This is a genomic window from Streptomyces liliiviolaceus, assembly GCF_018070025.1.
Classification (GTDB): Bacteria; Actinomycetota; Actinomycetes; order Streptomycetales; family Streptomycetaceae; genus Streptomyces; species Streptomyces liliiviolaceus.
Window position 1 is genome coordinate 2,039,186 of sequence record NZ_JAGPYQ010000001.1, and the last position, 17,783, is coordinate 2,056,968.

The following is a 17,783-nucleotide window of genomic DNA, read 5'->3' on the forward strand; positions in this document are numbered from 1 at the left end:
ATCACTCCTCGGGCCGGTCCCCGTTCGTCCGCGGGCCGGTGGGGGCGGGCCGCGCAGTTCCCCGCGCCCCCGAAGGCGGGGCTGCGCCCCTGCCTTCAGCCCCACGCAGCCGCAGATCGATCCACGGGTCGCCGCCGCTCGGCAGGGTGTAGCGGTCGGACTCCACGTACCCGTGGGCCAGCGCGAACCGCAGCCCCTCGGCGTTGGCGGCCAGCACGACGGTCTCGATCGTCGTGGCGCCGAGTGCCCGGGCGAGCGCCAGCCCCCGTTCGTGGAGCCGCTCGCCGAACCCCCGGCGGCGGTGGCCGGGGAGCACGCGGGCGATCACGGTGGCCGTGGCCTCCTCGCCCTCGGGCGGCCGGACCGTCGTGCAGCCGACCAGTACGCCGTCGAGGTACGCCACCTCCAGGTGGTACCGCCCGGCCCGGTCGCGGACCTCGGCCGGGGACAGCGCGGCCGGCGGGACGATCACGTTGTGGACGTGCCGCCAGTCCTCCAGAGAGGCCTCGGAGGCGGCGGCGTCGACCCGCTCGATACGGAGTTCGGTCATCGCAGCAGGCAAGCGTGTGGGCGGGCGGGCGTCAACCGGATAACGCCGTCGCCCCTCTTTCGGCTACTTGCATCAGCCGCCTTGCCTTGCCCTGCCCTCCGTCGATGCCGGTGGATCAGTCGGTCGTCGTGGGCAGGCGCAGCCGAACTCCGTAGCCGCCGTCGGCCGTGGGGCCGGCCTCGAAGGAGCCCGCGAGGTTCTCCGCCCTTTCGCCGAGCCCTATCAACCCGACCCGGGAGCCCGGCAGTTCGAGCAGCGGACGGGTCGGCGGGGTGTTCACGACCGTCACCCCCAGCCCGTCGTCCTCGTGCCACAGACACACCGTCGTGGTGGCGCCGGGCGCGTGTTTGCGTACGTTCGTCAGGGCCTCCTGCACGGTCCGGTAGACCGCGCGCTCGGCCGGCGCCCCGATGCCGGACGGCAGCGCGCCCTTCAGCGTCACCTCGATACCGCTGGTGTCGACCAGTTGCCGCAGGTCGGCCAGGGTCGGCTGCGGCGCCGACTCGGCCGTACGGCCGCCGGAGGCACGCAACAGCGCGACCATGTGCCGCAGTTCGTCGAGGGTGGTCACGCTGAGCCCGCGGATCGCCCGCGCGGCCTCGCGCGTCTCGGTGTCCTTCGCACCGACCTGGAGGGCCCCGGCCCGTACGGCGATGAGGCTCACCTGGTGGGAGACGACATCGTGCATCTCCCGTGCCAGCTGGGCCCGTTCGCGGGCCACGACGCCCTGGGCGTGCAGCCGGCGCTCGTGCTCCCGTGCCTCCTCCACCTCGGCCAGCCGGTCGGCGGCATCGCGGCTGGCCTGCACCAGCTGGCCCAGGAAGACGGGCGCGGCAGCCGTCGCCAGCAGATAGACGAAGTCCACGAACGTCCAGAAGCGGTCGTCCTGCGTGTACTCCGACAGCGGCCACGGCAGCGCGGAGGCCAGCGCCGACGCGATCGCGCAGGCGACGAGCAGCCGCCGGTCCCGGCTGCGTTCGGCCAGGGTGTAGAGGGCGGCCAGGGGCACCACGACGACCGACGAGAAGAGCGCGGCGGGCAGCGACAGCAGGAACACGGCCAGGGGGAAGCGCCGCCGCACGACGAGCGCCGCGCAGGCGGCGGCCGAGAGGGCCAGTTCCAGCGGGGTGTAGTCGTCGAGCTGGAGCCCGACGTCCACGGCCGCGAGGGCGGCGAGCAGTGCGTCGGCCGGTACGGCTCTCACGAACGCGGCTCTGACGGATACGGCCTTCACGGAGCTGCGGACCGGTGCCTCGTCGTCCCCTGCTGCCTGAACCCGGATCACGCGCGTTCCGTCTCCCCCCGGCCCTGCCGATCGTCGGCCAAGCCTAGGACGAGGCGGTACCCGGTGGGGCCGGTGTCCGGCGGTGCCTTACCCGTTCGAGGACTTTGCCTTTTCTTTACAACCCGGTCGGCCGCTGTCTCGTCTCTCCGCTCGCCATCCGCAACGCAGCCGTCCGCCGTACCACCGTGCGGACGGACCGATGAGAGAGAGCACACATGCGCCGAACTGTCCTCAGCGCCCTGGCACTCGCGTGCACCGCCGTGCTGGCGAGCACGGTGCCCGCGTTCGCCGACGGGTCGACCCCGAGCCCCGTCCCGGCCACGGCGAAGCCGAGCGCCGAACCCACCAAGGCCCCGGCTCCGGCCGAGAGCGAGCCGGCCACCCAGCCGAGCGCCGCGCCGACCGAGGCGCCGTCCAAGGCTCCCGCGGACGCCGAGGTCTCCGTCGTACCGAGCGGAGCGCCCGACACCGGTGAGGTGTCCACCGGTTCGACGTCCGGCGGCGAGAGCGGCCTGATCGGCGGGGGCGCCGCCGCGGCGGTCGCGCTGGGCGGCGCGGCGGTCTACGTCGTACGCCGCCGACGGGCGACCGGGGCGTGACCCTGCCGTCCAGGCGCGCCTTCGTCACCGCGGCGATGGCCACCCTGCTCGTGGGCTGCGGCGGGGGAGGGGGCGGCGTGCGTGACGGGGCCGTCACCGAACGCGGCCACGAGAGCTCGTCACCGCCCCCGAGATCCGCCGGGAAGAACGTGCGCGCCCTCGCGCGCTCGGTGCCCGTCGCGCTGCGCATCCCGGCCATCGAGGTCGACACGCCCGTCATGAAGCTGGGGCTGGCCCCGGACGGCAGCGTGGAGGTGCCGCCGGTCGAGGCCGACGACCGGGCGGGCTGGTACCGGCACTCGCCGACGCCCGGCCAGGTCGGCCCGTCGGTGATCCTCGGCCATGTCACGGTCGGCAGGTACGGGGACGGCGTCTTCCTCGATCTCAAGCGACTGCGGCGGGGCGACCGGATCGAGGCGCGGCTGGAGAACGGCACGGCGGCGGAGTTCACCGTCAGCGCCGTACGGACGGTCGCGCAGGCGGAGTTCCCGACGCAGGACGTGTACGGGGACGTGGGCCGGCCGGAGCTGCGGCTCATCACCTGCGGCGGCCCCCGCAGCGGTGACGGCTACCGCGACAGCGTGATCGTCTTCGCCGAGCTGAGCCCGAGCTGAGCCCGAGCTGAGCGCGAGCTGAGTCCGAGCTGAGTCTTAGCGGCGCCGGGTGCTCCTGACCCGGCGCGCCGCACGCCCTGGATCCCGGGCCGCCGGAACCGTACGCCGACGGTCCGGGATCCTTCCGGGTGAGCCCCACGAGCCCCCACCACGAGCGTCACGACCTGGAGAGCGTTGAAACGGTCCCGCGAGGAGGCAGCGTCCGAGCTGTTCGCCGCCCTCTACCCGCGTCTGGCCGGCTGGTGCCGGCGGCTGGTCGACGACGACGAGACGGCCCACGAGATCGCCTCGGAGGCGTTCACCCGGCTGTGGGCCCGCTGGACCTCCGTGGCGGAGCCCCGCGGTTTCCTCTATGTGACCGCGGCCAACATAGTCCGGGACCACTGGCGCAAACTGGAGCGCGAACGCAGGGCCGTGCGCCGGGCGACGGCCGAGGCCGCCGTCCGCCCGGAGAGCGAACAGACCGATCCGTCGGTGCGTCTGCTCGTGCAGTCGCTGCCGGAACGGCTGCGCGTCCCGATCCTGCTGCACTACTACGCCGACATGCCGATCCGGGAGGTGGCCCTGCTGACCGGGCGCAAGGAAGGAACCGTCAAGGCCGATCTCCACGCGGCCCGCGAACTGCTCCGCGCCCATCTGAGGAGAAGCGTTGATCACACACTCTGACGACGGCCCGGACTTCGACCCCGACGACCCCCTCGCCGTCATCCTGCGGCCCGCGTCCGACTACCTCGGTCCGCCCCCCGGCCGGTACGAGGCGATCCGCCGCGGCGCGGCCCGCCGCCGGCTGCTCCGCGCGGCGGCCGGGGCCGGCCTGCTGTGCGCCGTCACCGCTCTCGTCGCGCTGCCGGTCCGGCTGGCGGCGCCCGACCGGCCCGCGTCCCCGACGGTCCCCCTCGCTCCGCCGTCCACGAGCGGTCCTCCGGCCTCGCCCGCTCCGTCGCCGTCGACCGGGCCCACCGAGTCCGACACCGGCTGGCCCACCGCGGCGCCCGAGGCCACCAAGGTGCCCCCGGCCACGAACCCCGACGCGTCGACCGGTCCGTCCGCGGCGGCCCCCACCAAGCCGCCCGCGGACTCGGTGGCACCCAGCGCGGTGCCGACCGAGAAGCCGTCGACGACACCGACTCCGACCGCGAAGTCCCCGTCCGAGGCCCCCTGATGACGAGATGTCGGGCGGTGGGCCGTATCCCCGGGGTGGGGCTGACCCCACCCCGGGGCCGGTAGGTCACTTCATGGCGGCGGCGGGCGGACGGCGGCAGAGTTGAACTCGGAAAGTCCAAGGGGAAGTTCGGTCCGAACTTCAACCACGAGCTTCGACCGGAACGTCGACCATCAGCCACCCCGCCGCCCGGAAGGAACCGCCATGAACATCTCCACGACCTCCGGCCCGATCACCGACCGGACCACGGGCCGGACCGCCGTCCTCGCGACCCCCGAGAGCGAGCTCGCCCCGCTGCTCGCCGCCTGGGACGACGCGCACTCCGGTGCCTGCGACGATCACGATCTCGAATGGCGGCACCTGCTGGACGAGATGGCCCACCCGCGTACCACGCAGGCGTTCTACCGGCTGGCCGCGTCCGCCGGGTGATCCGGTCCCGGCGCCGCCCGTCGTCCGCCCTCGGTCAGGACTTCGGCGGAGCGGCGTCCTCGGGACCCTCGCCACCGGTGTCGTCCTTGCCACCGCCCGTGCCGTCGCGCTCGCCCTTGTCCTTGCCGTCGTCCTTGTTCTCGTTCCTGCTCTCGTTCTTGCTCTCGTCCCTGAGGGACTTGAGGAAGTCGGGGTTGTCGTCGGGGGCGACCCAGCCGCCCCGGCGGGACGAGGCGGCGTCGCGCGGGGTGCGGACCCGGCCGACGATCAGCCAGGAGATCGAGCCGACGAGCGGGAACAGCAGCACGAGGATCGCCCAGAGTGGCTTCGGGATGTAACGGACGTCCTTCTCATCGGTCGTGATGCAGTCGATGAAGGCGTAGATGCTGAGTGCCAGCGGCACCAGGATCATCAGCACCCGAAGCATGCGGTGGTTCCCCCTGCTGTGGAGACGCGTACGGAGACGGGTCCGGACGGACCCATGACCGTCGAGGCCGGTCGAGCGGCCCCCCTTACAGGGCCAGCGTAGCGAGTAGCCGATACTGGGACGCATGGCTTACGACGATCTTCGCTCCCTGCTCCGGGCGCTGGAGCGCGAGGGCGACCTCCAGCGCATCAAGGCCGAGGTGGACCCGTACCTGGAGGTCGGGGAGATCGTCGACCGCGTCCAGAAGGCGGGCGGCCCCGCGCTGCTCTTCGAGAACGTGCGCGGCTCGGCGATGCCGCTCGCGATGAACGTCTTCGGGACGGACCGCCGCCTGCTCAAGGCGCTCGGCCTGAAGTCGTACGCCGAGATCAGCGAGAAGATCGGCGGGCTGCTGAAACCCGAGCTGCCGCAGGGCTTCATCGGGGTGCGCGAGGCCTTCGGGAAGCTCGGCGCCATGACGCACGTACCGCCGAAGAAGGTGAAGTCGGACAACGCCCCTGTCCAGGAGGTCGTGCTCACCGGCGACGACGTCGACCTGGACCAGCTGCCGGCGCTCTTCACCTGGCCGCAGGACGGCGGGTCCTTCTTCAATCTCGGGCTCACCCACACCAAGGACCCCGAGTCCGGCATCCGCAACCTCGGGCTCTACCGCCTGCAGCGCCACGACAAGCGCACCATCGGCATGCACTGGCAGATCCACAAGGACAGCCGCAACCACTACCAGGTGGCCGCGCGCCGCGGCGAGCGGCTGCCGGTCGCGATCGCCTTCGGCTGCCCGCCCGCCGTGACGTACGCCTCCACCGCGCCGCTGCCCGGCGACATCGACGAGTACCTCTTCGCCGGGTTCCTCCAGGGCAAGCGGATCGAGATGGTCGACTGCAAGACGGTGCCGCTCCAGGTGCCCGCGCAGGCCGAGGTCGTCATCGAGGGCTGGCTGGAGCCGGGCGAGATGCTCCCCGAGGGCCCCTTCGGCGACCACACCGGCTTCTACACGCCGCAGGAGCCGTTCCCGGCGCTGACCATCGACTGCGTGACGATGCGCAAGCGCCCGCTGATCCAGTCGATCGTGGTCGGCCGGCCGCCGACCGAGGACGGTCCGCTGGGCCGCGCGACGGAACGCTTCTTCCTGCCCCTCCTCAAGATCATCGTGCCGGACATCGTGGACTACCACCTCCCCGAGGCGGGCGGCTTCCACAACTGCGCGATCGTCGCGATCGACAAGAAGTACCCGAAGCACGCCCAGAAGGTGATGCACGCCGTCTGGGGCGCCCACATGATGTCCCTGACCAAGCTGATCGTGATCGTCGACGCCGACTGCGACGTCCACGACCTGCACGAGGTGGCGTGGCGGGCGCTGGGCAACACGGACTACTCCCGTGACCTCACCGTGGTCGAGGGCCCGGTCGACCACCTCGACCATGCCTCGTACCAGCAGTTCTGGGGTGGCAAGGCGGGCATCGACGCCACGCGGAAGTGGCCCGAGGAGGGCTACACGCGCGACGGCGGCTGGCCCGAGATGGTCCTCTCGGACCCGGATACGGCGGCGAAGGTCGACCGCCGCTGGAAGGAGTACGGACTCTCGTGAGCAGCGCATCAGCGGCGATCCCGCAGCCCGGGCGCACGAAGGCGTTCCTGCGGCTCGTCATGATCGAGCACTCCGTCTTCGCGCTGCCGTTCGCGTACATCGCGGCGCTGACGGCGATGTTCCTGACGGACGGCAACATCCAGTGGGGCCGGCTGCTCCTCGTCACGGTCGCGATGGTCGGGCTGCGGACCTTCGCGATGGCCGTGAACCGGATCATCGACCGGGAGATCGACGCCCGCAATCCCCGTACGGCCCACCGGGAGCTGGTCACCGGCGCGATGTCGGTGAAGCACGCCTGGACGGGCGCGCTGGTGGCCCTGGTGTTCTTCCTCGGCGCGGCGGCCCTGCTCAACCCGCTCTGCCTGGCGCTGGCGCCCATCGCGGTGATCCCGATGGTGGTCTACCCGTACGGCAAGCGGTTCACGAACTTCCCGCAGGCCATCCTGGGTCTCGCCCAGGCGATGGGCCCGATCGGCGGCTGGCTGGCGATCACCGGCGAGTGGTCGTGGGACGCCGTCATCCTGGGCCTCGCGGTCGGCGTCTGGATCGGCGGCTTCGACCTGATCTACGCCTGCCAGGACGTGCGGACGGACCGCGAGGTCGGCGTGAAGTCGGTACCGGCGCGCTTCGGCGTCCCGGCCGCGATCTGGGGCGCGCGCGGCTGCCACGCCGTGACGACCGGCCTCCTGGTCTGGTACGCGCTGGCCACCGACGCGGAGATCTTCTTCTGGCTGGGCCTGCTGATCGTGGCGGGCGCGTTCCTGTACGAGCACACGATCGTCCGCCCGACGGACCTGTCCCGGCTGAACCGGGCGTTCTTCCAGGTCAACGGATTCATCGGCATCGCGCTGTTCGTGTGCGCGCTGCTCGACCTGCTGGTGCGGGGGCTCACGGTCTGACCGGTTCGAGGGGCCCGACCGCCTCGACCGGTCCGGCGGCGGTCGCCACGCCCGGCCGGCGGCCGGCCCCGACCGCCCCCGCTTCACGGGCGGGGTCCGCCGACCGGCCCGTGCTGCCGCTCGGCCGATGTCGTCGCGCCGGTAGGCTCAAGGTGTGAACGCAGGAGAAACAGAGCGTCGGCCTTGGATCGTGGGGGTCTCGGGCGCGTCCGGAACGCCGTATGCCGCTGCCGTGCTGCGTGCGCTCCTCGCGGCCGGTGAGAGCGTCGACCTCGTCGTCTCACGGGCCTCGCGGCTCACCCTGCTCGACGAGACCGGGATCAGTTTCCGGGACGCCCACTGGCAGGACGACCTGCGGGAGTGGCTCGGCCGGGGGGCCGACGGCAAGCCCGGCACGTTCGCGGTGGACGTCGACGCCGTACGGCACTGGAGCGCGGGGGACCTGGCGGCGGGGCCGTCCTCCGGCTCGTACCCTTCCAAGGGCATGCTCATCGTGCCCGCCTCCACCGCCTGTGTCGCCGGAGTCGCGCTCGGCCTCTCCAAGGATCTGCTCCAGCGCGCCGCGAGCGTCGTCCTCAAGGAGCGGCGGAAGCTGGTGGTCGCCGTCAGGGAGACCCCGCTGAACGGGCAGACCCTGCGTCACCTGGTGACCCTCGACGACGCGGGCGCGACCGTACTGCCGGCCTCCCCGGCGTTCTACGCGGGGGCCACGCACATCCAGGACCTGGTGGACTTCGTCGCCGGGCGCGTGCTGGACGCGGCGGGCGTCGGGCACACGCTCTACCGCCGCTGGGAGGGCGAACTCGGCGGCGGCTCCCGCACCACCTGAGCACGGCACCACCCGAGCACAGAGCAACGCTGCAGTACTCACCCATCACTTCAGGAACTTTCAGCGGAAGGCTATCGATCGCATGGACGCGGTGGACAGGCAGCTCATCCAGGCTCTCAGGGAGAACGGCCGGGCCTCCTACGCGGAGCTGGGACGCCTCGTCGGACTGTCGGGGCCCAGCGTCACCGACCGCATCAACCGCCTGGAGGCGGCCGGTGTGATCACCGGCTACCGCGCGACGGTCGACTCGGCCTCGCTCGGACTCGGCGTCATCGCCCTCATCGGCATCTCCCTCTCCGACGCCGCCGACCACGAGGACGTGGCGCGCCGGATGAAGGACCTCGGCGAGATCGAGGACTGCTGGTTCATCGCCGGCGACGACTCCTACATGCTCAAGGTGCGGGCGTCGGACGTGGACGGCCTGGAGCGGACCATCCGCCGGCTGTCCGGGACCAAGGGCGTCTCCAGGACCCGTACCACCATCGTGCTCTCCACGAAGTGGGAGAACCGGGTGGGCGAGCTGCCCGAGGAGGAGCAGTAGGGGCGCCGGAGTACGGTTGAGCGGTTGACACGAATAGGCGCAGGTCACAGGGAGAGGTACACGCATGGACGTCGGGCTCAAGCGCGAGCTGGAGGACAAGGTCCGGGCCGGTGAGCGGCTGACCCGCGAGGACGGCATCGCGCTCTACGAGTCGGACGACCTGGCCTGGCTGGGCGGGCTCGCCCACGAGGTGCGCACCCGCAAGAACGGTGACGTCGTCCACTTCAACGTCAACCGCCACCTCAACATGACGAACGTGTGCACCGCGTCGTGCGCCTACTGCTCGTTCCAGCGCAAGCCGGGCGAGAAGGACGCGTACACGATGCGCATCGAGGAGGCGGTGAAGCTCGCCAAGGCGATGGAGGGCGAGAACCTCACCGAGCTGCACATCGTCAACGGGCTGCACCCGAACCTGCCGTGGCGCTACTACCCGCGCTCGCTCAGCGAGCTGAAGAAGGCCCTCCCGAACGTCTCCCTGAAGGCCTTCACCGCCACGGAGATCCACCACTTCGAGACGATCTCCGGGCTCAGCGCCTCCGAGATCCTCGACGAGCTGATCGACGCGGGCCTCGAATCCCTCACCGGCGGCGGCGCGGAGATCTTCGACTGGGAGGTCCGCCAGCACATCGTCGACCACCGCACCCACTGGGAGGACTGGTCGCGCATCCACCGCCTCGCGCACGAGAAGGGTCTGAAGACCCCGTGCACGATGCTGTACGGGCACATCGAGGAGCCCCGCCACCGCGTCGACCACGTCCTGCGGCTGCGTGAGCTCCAGGACGAGACCGGCGGTTTCCAGGTTTTCATCCCGCTGCGCTACCAGCACGACTTCGTCGACATGAAGGACGGGAAGGTACGCAACCGGCTCCAGGCCCGTACGCAGATGGCGACCGGCGCGGAGGCCCTGAAGACCTTCGCGGTCTCGCGGCTGCTCTTCGACAACGTGCCGCACGTCAAGGTCTTCTGGGTCATGCACGGCGTCCAGACCGCGCAGCTCGCGCTGCAGCACGGCGCGGACGACATGGACGGGTCGGTCGTCGAGTACAAGATCACGCACGACGCCGACAACTACGGCACGCCGAACAAGCTGACCCGGGAGGATCTGCTCGATCTGATCCGGGACGCGGGGTTCCGGCCGGTGGAGCGGAACACGCGGTACGAGATCATTCGCGAGTACGAAGGCGCGGACGCGGGGCGGCGGGAGACTCCGCAGCCCATGCGGCTTTGAGCTGTTGTTGACCTTGGGGGCTGCCGCCCCCAGGCCCCTGCCCTGCCCAGCCCTTCGCTTTCGCGGTCTTCTGCGGGTGCGTGGGGGCTGGGCGCGCCGTTCCCCGCGCCCCTCTGGGGCGCCGTTGCCGTGCGCCTCAAGGCAAAAGATTGCGCCGTTCCCCGCGCCCCTGAAAGCGAAAGACTGCGCCGTTCCCCGCGCCCCTTTGGGGCTTGGGCCCTGGGTGGGTCAGGTGGTGCGGACTCTGATGATTCCCTCCACGCCCTGCATGAAGGTTTCCGAGATCAGGTTCGGGTCGAAGAGGCAGCCCGCCGCCATCGCGCCGTCCCGGAGCATGACGAGGTGCCGGGCGCCCGCCTCCGCGGGTTCGTCGCCGGTGTCGGCCAGCAGCTCCGTCACCGTGTTCAGGAACCACTGCCGGTGAGCCAGTACGGCCTGGTGGATGGGCTGGGTCGCGTCGGGATACTCGGCCGCCGCGTTGAGGAAGGCGCAGCCGCGGAACCCGGGGGACCGGATGCCGTCCGTGATGGACCTGCCCACGGCCCGGACCCGCTCGACCGGTGACTCGCTGCTCGCCCGGGCCGCGTCGATCTGGGCCCGGATGCCCCGGTCCGCCAGGTCGAGATACGCGAGGACGAGTTCCTCCTTGCCCGCGAAGTGCCGGTACAGCGTGGCCCGGGTCACCTTGGCCTCCGAGGTGATCCGGTCGATGCCTACCGAGTGGATGCCTTCCGCGTAGAAGATCCTCGTCGCCGTGTTCAGCAGCCGCGTACGCGCTTCGGATGTGCCTGCGCCGCCGCCCTCTGGGTTCCTGCTCATGCCTTCAGCGTATCAAGGTGAAGGGGTAGAACGTTCGGTCTTGACAGTAGACCCCGGTTGCCTCTTAGCTGTGATGGGACCGAACGTTCTCCCTCACTCTCGTACCGCCCTCGCTGAAAGGCACTTCCATGGACACCTCCGTGAACTCCCACGCGGCACCCTTCGCCGCAACCGCCCCCACCACCGTCCCCGCGGCCCTGCGCAAGCTGTACTTCGTGCGCTTCGCCTTCGCCGCGGTGTGGGCCGCCCTGCTCTTCGCGACCGCCGACACGCTGGGGCCGGTGAGCGTGACGCTGCTCGTGCTGTACCCGCTGTTCGACGTGGCGGCGGCGGTCGTCGACCTCCGGGCCGCCCGGGCCGACGGCGGCACGGCTCCGGTGCTGCTCGTGAACATCGCGATCAGCTCGCTCACGGTCATCGGGATCGCCGTCGCCGCCACGTCCGGCATCCCGGCCGTGCTGCGGGTCTGGGGAGCCTGGGCGGTCCTGTCCGGAATCGTCCAGCTCGTCGCGGGCGCCCTCCGCCGGAAGCTGGGCGGTCAGTGGCCGATGATCGTCAGCGGCGCCATCTCGACCCTCGCCGGCTCGTCCTTCTTCGCCTCGGCCGCCGGCGACGACGCCTCGCTGTCGAACCTCGCCGGTTACGCCTTCCTCGGCGGCGTCTTCTTCCTCGCCTCCGCGCTGCGTCTGGGCCGCGCCCGCGACGGGGTGTGATCCCGTCCGCCTCCGCCGTGAGGGTCGTGAGGGGGCGGGACGGGTTCGGGAGGGCCGCGAGGCTTGTGTCACGGCAGCCACTTGAGTCACAGGCCGAGTAATAGGTAATCTGCTCGCATGGCCCTTACGTTCGAGCTCGACCCCTCCGTCGGTCCCGCCCTGCGGGACGGCATCACCGACCTGTGGGCCGACGTGTCCAACGCGGGCGGCTCCGTCGGCTTCGTACCGCCCGTCTCGCGCGAGACCGTACGGCCGGAGCTCGTGAAGCACTTCGTCGCGATGGCCGAGGGCCGCACCCGGCTCCTGGTCGGCCGCGACGAGGACGGAACCGTCGCCGCGACCGCCTTCCTCACCCACAACACCCACCGCCTGATGAAGCACTGGCTGTGGCTGTACACGGTGATGGTGCACCCGAGGCACCAGGGCAAGGGCTACGGCCGCGACCTGCTCACGGCCGCCGCCGACGCCGCCCGCGGACTCGACGGCATAGAGGCGATACGGCTGACCTGCCGGGGCGGCGAGGGCCTGGAGCGGTTCTACGAGTCGTGCGGCTACAAGGAGGTCGGCCGCGTGCCGGACGCGATCAGGGTGTCCCCGGGCGACGGCCGGGACGACATCACGATGCTGCTGTCCCTGGGCCGCGTCGACTGAGGCCCGCGCACCCCCCTACAAGATCGCGGCGCGCCCGTGCTTCACTGGACGGTGCCCTTTGGGAACGTTCGGAACGGGAAGAGTGGATTGAGATGCTCCGCTACACACTGATGCGCCTGGGGATCTTCGTGGGCTGCCTCGTGGTCGTCTGGGGCCTCGTCTACTCCGGCGTCGCCCCGCGCGGCCTCGGCGACTCGAACGGCATGTGGGTCGTCATGCTGGCCCTGGTCGTCTCGGCGCCCATCAGCTTCGTGGTCCTGCGCAAGGAGCGCGACCGCGCCTCGATCCAGGTCGTCCAGCGCGTCGACCGCATGAAGTCCAACCTGGAGGCGAACCGCAACCAGGAGGACGAGGCGGCGGACGCGGCATCGGGCACGACGTCCGGAGAGGTGCCGAGCGAGGCGGCGGGCAAGGTGGCGGGCGACGTGTCCGGCGCCCGGAGCCGGACGGCCTGAAGGCGACGGCGGGCCGTACCCCGGCCCCGGTGCGGGCGCACCTCGCCCCGGCGTGAGCGTCGGCAGAACATACTCTTTCCTGTATGGGTGCAGTGAAGAGCAAGCGGATGCCCCGTGCCGTGCGCGAACAGCAGATGCTGGACGCCGCCGTACGGACCTTCGGGCAGCGGGGCTACCGGGCCGCCTCGATGGACGAGATCGCCGATCTGGCGGGCGTGTCCAAGCCGTTGGTCTACCTGTACCTGAACAGCAAGGAAGACCTCTTCACCGCGTGCATCCGGCGTGAGGCCGCCGCCCTGACCGCGGCGGTACGCGCCGGAGTCCGGCCGGACCTGCCCGCCGACCGCCAACTCTGGGAAGGGCTGCGGGCGTTCTTCACCCACACCGCGCAGAACCCGGACGGCTGGGCGGTGCTGCACCGTCAGGCGCGTACGCACGGGGAGCCCTTCGCCGCCGAGATCACCTCGATGCGCGAGGAGATCGTGGCGTTCGTCACCCAGCTGATCGTGGTCGCGGCGCGGGAGGCCCACCGTGACCCCTCCCTGCCCGAGCGGGAGGTCGCGGGCCTCGCGGAAGCCCTCGTCGGCGCCGCCGAGTCCCTCGCCGCCTGGGCCAACGCCACCCCGGGAGTCTCCGCCCGGCAGGCCGCCGCGACCCTGATGAACTTCGCGTGGGCGGGCCTGGGCGACCTGATGGAGGGGCAGCCGTGGGTGGAGGCCCCGGAGACCGCCCCCGCCCCGGAGGGCGCGGCGCCCTGATCAGGTGAGCGGCAGCACTTCCCCCGTCAGGTGCAGCCGGCCGCCGTCGGCTCCGCGCAGCTCGAAACGGCTGCTCCCCGCCCCGTAGGACACCGTTCCCGGCAGCAGCACCGGCGCCTTGAACTCCGCCCGGACCCGGGCCGCCTGGGGTGTCCCGCGCTCGGCGAGGCAGCGCGCCACGGTCCACATGCCGTGCGCGACGGTCCGGGGGAAGCCGAACATGCGGGCGGTGAGGGGGTGCAGATGGATCGGATTGCGGTCTCCGGACGCGGCTCCGTACCGCCGCCCGACGTCCTGCGCGAGATGCCACTCGGCGAGCACGGGCAGCGGCTCGGGCTCCGCCGCCGTGGCCTGCCCGGCAGCGCCTCCGTCTTCCGGGGGCCGCCCGACGGCGTGCCGTGCCAGATACGTGCTGCGTGACTCCCACACGAGTTCGCCGGCCGCTCGCATCTCGGTCACGACGACGGCCTCGGTCCCGCGCCTGTGGGGCACCAGGGCGTCGACGCACACGGTGAGTTCGTACTCCCCGGTGGCCGTGAGCGCCCTGTGCCGGGTGATCCCGATGGAGGTGTGCACCAGGCCGAGCAGCGGCAGGGGGAACGTGCGCGCGCTCATCAGCCGCATGGCCGCGGGGAAGCCGAGCACGTGCGGGTAGGTCGGGGGCAGTTCGTCCGCCCCCACGCCGAACCCGCAGGCGCGCTCGTACGCGGCGAGCCTGCCCAGGTCGACCCGGACCCCGGGGAGGGTCAGCCGGGTGCGGGGCGCGGTGACCCCGGCCCGGGGCCGCTTGAACGGGGAGAACACCGCTCCCCGGGCCAGCAGCGGCCACAACGCCGGCGACCGCCCGAGGGTCCGCGTCCGGGTCCCACTGTCCCCGACATCCACCAGGTCACCCATCTCCAACTCTCCTCCTCCACAACGGGGTTGTGCTCAGCGATCGACGCCGGGTGCGGTCCGGTGGGGGCTGGCCGCGCAGTTCCCCGCGCCCCTAAAAGACAAGGGCCGCGCCCTTGAGGGGGCGCGCCGCCAAGGGGCGCGGGGAACGGCGCGCCCAGCCACGACGCACCCGCACCCGACAACGGCGCATTCAAGGGGCGCGGGGAACTGCGCAACCAGCCACAGCGGACCCGCACCCGACAACGGCCTGCTTTTCAGGGGCGCGAGGAACTGCGCGATCAGCCCCCACCGGCCCGCACCTGACAACGGCGGCTTTCAAGGGGCGCGGGGAACTGCGCGACCAGCCACAGCGCACCCGCACCACAAAACGCACCGTTACGCCCCCAACAGGCTCTGCCCACAGACCCGCACCACCTGTCCATTGACCGCCCCGGACCCCGGACTCGCGAACCACGCCGTCGTCTCCGCGACATCCACCGGCAGCCCACCCTGGGAGAGGGAGTTCATCCGCCGCCCCGCCTCACGGATGAACAACGGCACCGCGGCCGTCATCCGCGTCTCGATGAAGCCGGGCGCGACGGCGTTCACGGTCACGCCGTACTCCGACAGCGCCCGCGGCCCGAGGGCTCGTACGAGCCCCACGATCCCCGCCTTGGACGCCGCGTAGTTCGTCTGGCCGGCGTTCCCCGCGATCCCGGCGATGGACGCGGTCGCCACGACCCGCCCGCCCGGCCGCAGCGTGCCGCCGGCCAGCAGCGCGTCGGTCGTGCGCAGCACACTGGCGAGGTTGACGTCGAGCACCGAACTCCACCGCTCGGCAGGCATGTTGACCAGCCGCCGGTCCCGCGTGATGCCCGCGTTGTGGACGAGGACGTCCAGCCCTTCGGGCAGCGCGTCGGCGATCCGCGCCCCCGCGTCGTCCGCGGTGATGTCCAGCGCGAGGGCGACCCCGCCGAGCCGTCCGGCGACCGCGGCCAGGTCGGCCTCCGCGGCGGGCACGTCCAGGCACACCACCCGCGCCCCGTCCCGCGCGAGCGTCGCGGCGACGGCCTCGCCGATCCCGCGCGCGGCCCCGGTGACCAGCGCGGTCCGCCCGGCGAGCGGCTTGCTCCAGTCCGCGGGCGCCCCCTTCTCGGCCTCACCGTCGCCGACCTCGATCACCTGCCCGCCGACGTACGCCGACCGGGGCGAGAGCAGGAACCGGAACGTCGACTCCGCGGCGCGCGCGTCCGTGAGCCGTACGAGGTTCACGGTCCTGCCCCGCCCGATCTCCTTGCCGAGGGACCGTACGAACCCTTCGAGGCCCTGCTGCACGGCGGCCTGGTGGTGGTCGGTGGGGTCCGGGGGCGAGCCGAGCACGACGATCCGCCCGCTGTCGGCGACCGACCGGACGACGGGGTGGAGCGCCGCGTGGACCTCGGAGAGGGTGTCGACGTCACGGACACCGGTGGCGTCGAGGACGACGGCGACCGGGTTCTCCGTGCTCAGGTCCAGCGCCGAGCCGGCCGGTACGAGGTCCAGGTCCAGCCCCGCGAGGGCGAGGACGGGTGCTAGGTCGAGGTCGGACTTGCCCGCCGTGAGATGCAGCAACCGGCCCTGCAGGGAGGGTTGTTCGGCGCTCCATCGCCTCAGCCGCGCCGGCTGGGGCAGGCCGAGCCGCCGGGTCAGGAAGCGGCCGGGCGAGGTGCCGGTGAGGCTCAGATAGCGGTCGGCCATGGTTCAGCTCCCAGCTCGGTCGGATGCGCTCGGGCGCAGGCTCGCGCGGGCGCCCACCCCATGCTTACTCTGGAGTAAGGTTACCCGAGGTAATGCTACGTCACCGTGAGGGAGCAGGTCGAGATGAGCCCCGTCGAACCCCGTCGCGAGCCCCGGCCGCTCCGCGCCGTCGGCCCCGCACCCGCATCCGGATCCGTCCCCGCAGCCGGATCCGGACCTGTCCCCGCACCTGGCCCCGCCCCCGCCTCCGCCGTCGGCCCCCTCCGTATGCCGGAGCCGCGCCGCGTCGCGGTCGTCGGCGGTACGCGCATCCCCTTCGCCCGCTCCGACGGCCCGTACGCCACCGCCTCGAACCAGGAGATGCTGGCTGCGGCCCTCGACGGTCTCGTGGACCGTTTCGGGCTCGAAGAGCCGGGCGCGGTGGGGGAGTTGGTGGCCGGCGCCGTTCTCAAGCACAGCCGCGACTTCAACCTCGCGCGCGAGACCGTGCTCGGTTCACGGCTCGACGCCCGCACCCCCGCGTACGACATCCAGCAGGCCTGCGGCACCGGCCTCCAGGCCGTCGTCGCGGCGGCCAACAAGATCATGCTCGGGCAGACCGAGTCCGCCGTCGCGGGCGGCGCGGACACGGCCAGCGACGCCCCGCTCGGCGTCAACGACCAGCTGCGGCGCATCCTCCTGGAGGTCCGGCGCGCGAAGTCGGCGGGCGCCCGGCTGAAGGCGCTCGCCCGCGTCCGCCCCGGCCACCTGGTCCCGGAGATCCCGCGCAACGCGGAGCCGCGTACCGGACTGTCGATGGGGGAGCACGCGGCGGTCACCGCCCGGACGTTGGCCGTCACGCGCGAGGCGCAGGACGAACTGGCGGCGGCCAGCCACCAGCGGCTCGCCGCCGCCTACGAACGCGGCTTCTTCGACGACCTGGTCGTGCCCTTCCGCGGGCTGGCGCGCGACCAGAACCTCCGGCCCGGCTCGACGGTCGCCAAACTGGCCACCCTGAAGCCCGTGTTCGGTGTCCAGGGCCCCGACCCCACCATGACGGCCGGTAATTCGACGCCCCTGACCGACGGCGCCGCCACCGTGCTCCTCGCGAGCGACGCGTGGGCTGCGGGGCGCGGCCTGACTCCTCTCGCGTACCTGACGGCGTACGAGACGGCGGCCGTCGACTTCGTGGCGGGGGACGTGGCCGGCGGCGCGGACGGGCTGCTCATGGCGCCTGCCCACGCGGTGCCGCGCATGCTGGAACGGGTCGGACTCGGCCTCGACGACTTCGACTTCGTCGAGGTGCACGAGGCGTTCGCGTCGCAGGTGCTCGCCACCCTGGCGGCCTGGGAGAAGCAGGGTCTCGGCCAGGTCGACCGGGCCCGGCTCAACGTGGCGGGCTCGTCACTGGCGACCGGCCACCCCTTCGCGGCCACCGGGGCGAGGATCGTGGCGACCCTGGCGAAGCTGCTCGCGGAGCGGCAGGGCCCCGGCCGCGGCCTGATCTCGATCTGCGCGGCGGGCGGCCAGGGCGTGACGGCGATCCTCGAACGCCCGTGACCAGGCGGGGCGCGCGACCCTCCGCGCGATTCGCGCGCCCCGCCCCCGTGCGCCCAGCCCCCGTGCGACGCCCCTCCATGCCCACAC

The 17,783-nt window shown here is 72.2% G+C and carries 21 protein-coding genes; 15 read left to right on the plus strand and 6 right to left on the minus strand.

The window, feature by feature from the left end; genetic code table 11:
• Position 1 precedes the first annotated feature (1 nt).
• Together J8N05_RS08940 and J8N05_RS08945 are read right to left on the minus strand one after the other, a co-directional pair.
• On the minus strand, positions 2-550 hold the full coding sequence (locus J8N05_RS08940) for a GNAT family N-acetyltransferase (RefSeq protein ID WP_210881891.1): 549 nt from the start codon (positions 548-550) through the stop codon (positions 2-4).
• 115 nt (positions 551-665) lie between these two features.
• The gene (locus tag J8N05_RS08945; RefSeq protein ID WP_210890091.1) at positions 666-1,754 is read right to left on the minus strand and encodes a sensor histidine kinase; all 1,089 of its coding nucleotides are present in this window, start codon (positions 1,752-1,754) and stop codon (positions 666-668) included.
• A 296-nt stretch (positions 1,755-2,050) separates the two neighbouring features.
• Between J8N05_RS08945 and J8N05_RS08950 the strand changes: the two genes are divergently transcribed.
• From J8N05_RS08950 to J8N05_RS08970, 5 genes are all read left to right on the plus strand, one after another.
• Complete coding sequence (locus tag J8N05_RS08950) at positions 2,051-2,434, plus strand: Tat pathway signal sequence domain protein (RefSeq protein WP_210881892.1); 384 nt, start codon at positions 2,051-2,053, stop codon at positions 2,432-2,434.
• Positions 2,431-3,048, plus strand: a complete 618-nt coding sequence (locus tag J8N05_RS08955; RefSeq protein WP_210881893.1) for a class F sortase — start codon at positions 2,431-2,433, stop codon at positions 3,046-3,048. The genes J8N05_RS08950 and J8N05_RS08955 overlap by 4 nt, the downstream gene beginning before the upstream one ends.
• 174 nt (positions 3,049-3,222) lie before the next feature.
• The gene (locus J8N05_RS08960) at positions 3,223-3,714 is read left to right on the plus strand and encodes an RNA polymerase sigma factor (RefSeq protein WP_210881894.1); all 492 of its coding nucleotides are present in this window, start codon (positions 3,223-3,225) and stop codon (positions 3,712-3,714) included.
• A complete protein-coding gene (locus J8N05_RS08965) occupies positions 3,698-4,210 on the plus strand; it encodes a hypothetical protein (RefSeq protein ID WP_210881895.1) in 513 nt (170 codons plus the stop codon). The genes J8N05_RS08960 and J8N05_RS08965 overlap by 17 nt, the downstream gene beginning before the upstream one ends.
• Before the next feature lie 204 nt (positions 4,211-4,414).
• Positions 4,415-4,639 carry a hypothetical protein gene (locus tag J8N05_RS08970; protein WP_247706208.1) on the plus strand — a complete coding sequence of 75 codons (225 nt, stop codon included), beginning with the start codon at positions 4,415-4,417 and terminating at the stop codon, positions 4,637-4,639.
• 34 nt (positions 4,640-4,673) lie between these two features.
• Here J8N05_RS08970 and J8N05_RS08975 read toward each other — a convergent pair whose 3' ends face one another.
• On the minus strand, positions 4,674-5,066 hold the full coding sequence (locus tag J8N05_RS08975) for a PLD nuclease N-terminal domain-containing protein (RefSeq protein ID WP_210881896.1): 393 nt from the start codon (positions 5,064-5,066) through the stop codon (positions 4,674-4,676).
• 124 nt (positions 5,067-5,190) lie between these two features.
• Here J8N05_RS08975 and J8N05_RS08980 point away from each other — a divergent pair, with 124 nt between their 5' ends.
• From J8N05_RS08980 to mqnE, 5 genes are all read left to right on the plus strand, one after another.
• A complete protein-coding gene (locus tag J8N05_RS08980; protein ID WP_210881897.1) occupies positions 5,191-6,651 on the plus strand; it encodes a menaquinone biosynthesis decarboxylase in 1,461 nt (486 codons plus the stop codon).
• On the plus strand, positions 6,648-7,550 hold the full coding sequence (mqnP, locus tag J8N05_RS08985) for a menaquinone biosynthesis prenyltransferase MqnP (protein ID WP_210881898.1): 903 nt from the start codon (positions 6,648-6,650) through the stop codon (positions 7,548-7,550). The genes J8N05_RS08980 and mqnP overlap by 4 nt, the downstream gene beginning before the upstream one ends.
• Before the next feature lie 154 nt (positions 7,551-7,704).
• Positions 7,705-8,379 (plus strand): UbiX family flavin prenyltransferase, encoded by a 675-nt coding sequence (locus tag J8N05_RS08990; RefSeq protein WP_107020869.1) that lies wholly within the window; start codon positions 7,705-7,707, stop codon positions 8,377-8,379.
• An 82-nt stretch (positions 8,380-8,461) separates the two neighbouring features.
• A complete protein-coding gene (locus J8N05_RS08995; RefSeq protein ID WP_210881899.1) occupies positions 8,462-8,920 on the plus strand; it encodes an Lrp/AsnC family transcriptional regulator in 459 nt (152 codons plus the stop codon).
• A 64-nt stretch (positions 8,921-8,984) separates the two neighbouring features.
• The gene (gene mqnE, locus J8N05_RS09000; RefSeq protein ID WP_210881900.1) at positions 8,985-10,148 is read left to right on the plus strand and encodes an aminofutalosine synthase MqnE; all 1,164 of its coding nucleotides are present in this window, start codon (positions 8,985-8,987) and stop codon (positions 10,146-10,148) included.
• Positions 10,149-10,376: 228 nt separating this feature from the next.
• On the opposite strand, the gene J8N05_RS09005 is transcribed toward mqnE, so the two are convergent.
• Positions 10,377-10,967, minus strand: a complete 591-nt coding sequence (locus J8N05_RS09005; protein WP_210881901.1) for a TetR/AcrR family transcriptional regulator — start codon at positions 10,965-10,967, stop codon at positions 10,377-10,379.
• A gap of 128 nt (positions 10,968-11,095) precedes the next feature.
• On the opposite strand from J8N05_RS09005, the gene J8N05_RS09010 reads away from it, so the two are divergent.
• The 4 genes from J8N05_RS09010 (at position 11,096) to J8N05_RS09025 (ending at position 13,544) form a co-directional block, all read left to right on the plus strand.
• Positions 11,096-11,680: a hypothetical protein gene (locus tag J8N05_RS09010; RefSeq protein WP_210881902.1), complete on the plus strand. Its 585-nt coding sequence runs from the start codon at positions 11,096-11,098 to the stop codon at positions 11,678-11,680.
• 117 nt (positions 11,681-11,797) lie between these two features.
• Positions 11,798-12,331, plus strand: a complete 534-nt coding sequence (locus J8N05_RS09015) for a GNAT family N-acetyltransferase (RefSeq protein ID WP_210881903.1) — start codon at positions 11,798-11,800, stop codon at positions 12,329-12,331.
• A gap of 92 nt (positions 12,332-12,423) precedes the next feature.
• A complete protein-coding gene (locus tag J8N05_RS09020; RefSeq protein WP_210881904.1) occupies positions 12,424-12,786 on the plus strand; it encodes a DUF4229 domain-containing protein in 363 nt (120 codons plus the stop codon).
• Between the two features lie 83 nt (positions 12,787-12,869).
• Positions 12,870-13,544, plus strand: a complete 675-nt coding sequence (locus J8N05_RS09025; RefSeq protein WP_210881905.1) for a TetR/AcrR family transcriptional regulator — start codon at positions 12,870-12,872, stop codon at positions 13,542-13,544.
• Here the strand turns inward: J8N05_RS09025 and J8N05_RS09030 are convergent, their stop codons facing one another.
• On the minus strand, positions 13,545-14,441 hold the full coding sequence (locus J8N05_RS09030; protein WP_210881906.1) for a MaoC/PaaZ C-terminal domain-containing protein: 897 nt from the start codon (positions 14,439-14,441) through the stop codon (positions 13,545-13,547).
• 375 nt (positions 14,442-14,816) lie between these two features.
• Entirely contained in the window at positions 14,817-16,157 is a 1,341-nt protein-coding gene (locus J8N05_RS09035) for a 3-oxoacyl-ACP reductase (protein ID WP_210881907.1), read from the minus strand.
• 267 nt (positions 16,158-16,424) lie between these two features.
• Between J8N05_RS09035 and J8N05_RS09040 the strand changes: the two genes are divergently transcribed.
• Entirely contained in the window at positions 16,425-17,696 is a 1,272-nt protein-coding gene (locus J8N05_RS09040; protein WP_210890093.1) for an acetyl-CoA C-acetyltransferase, read from the plus strand.
• Positions 17,697-17,783: the final 87 nt, after the last annotated feature.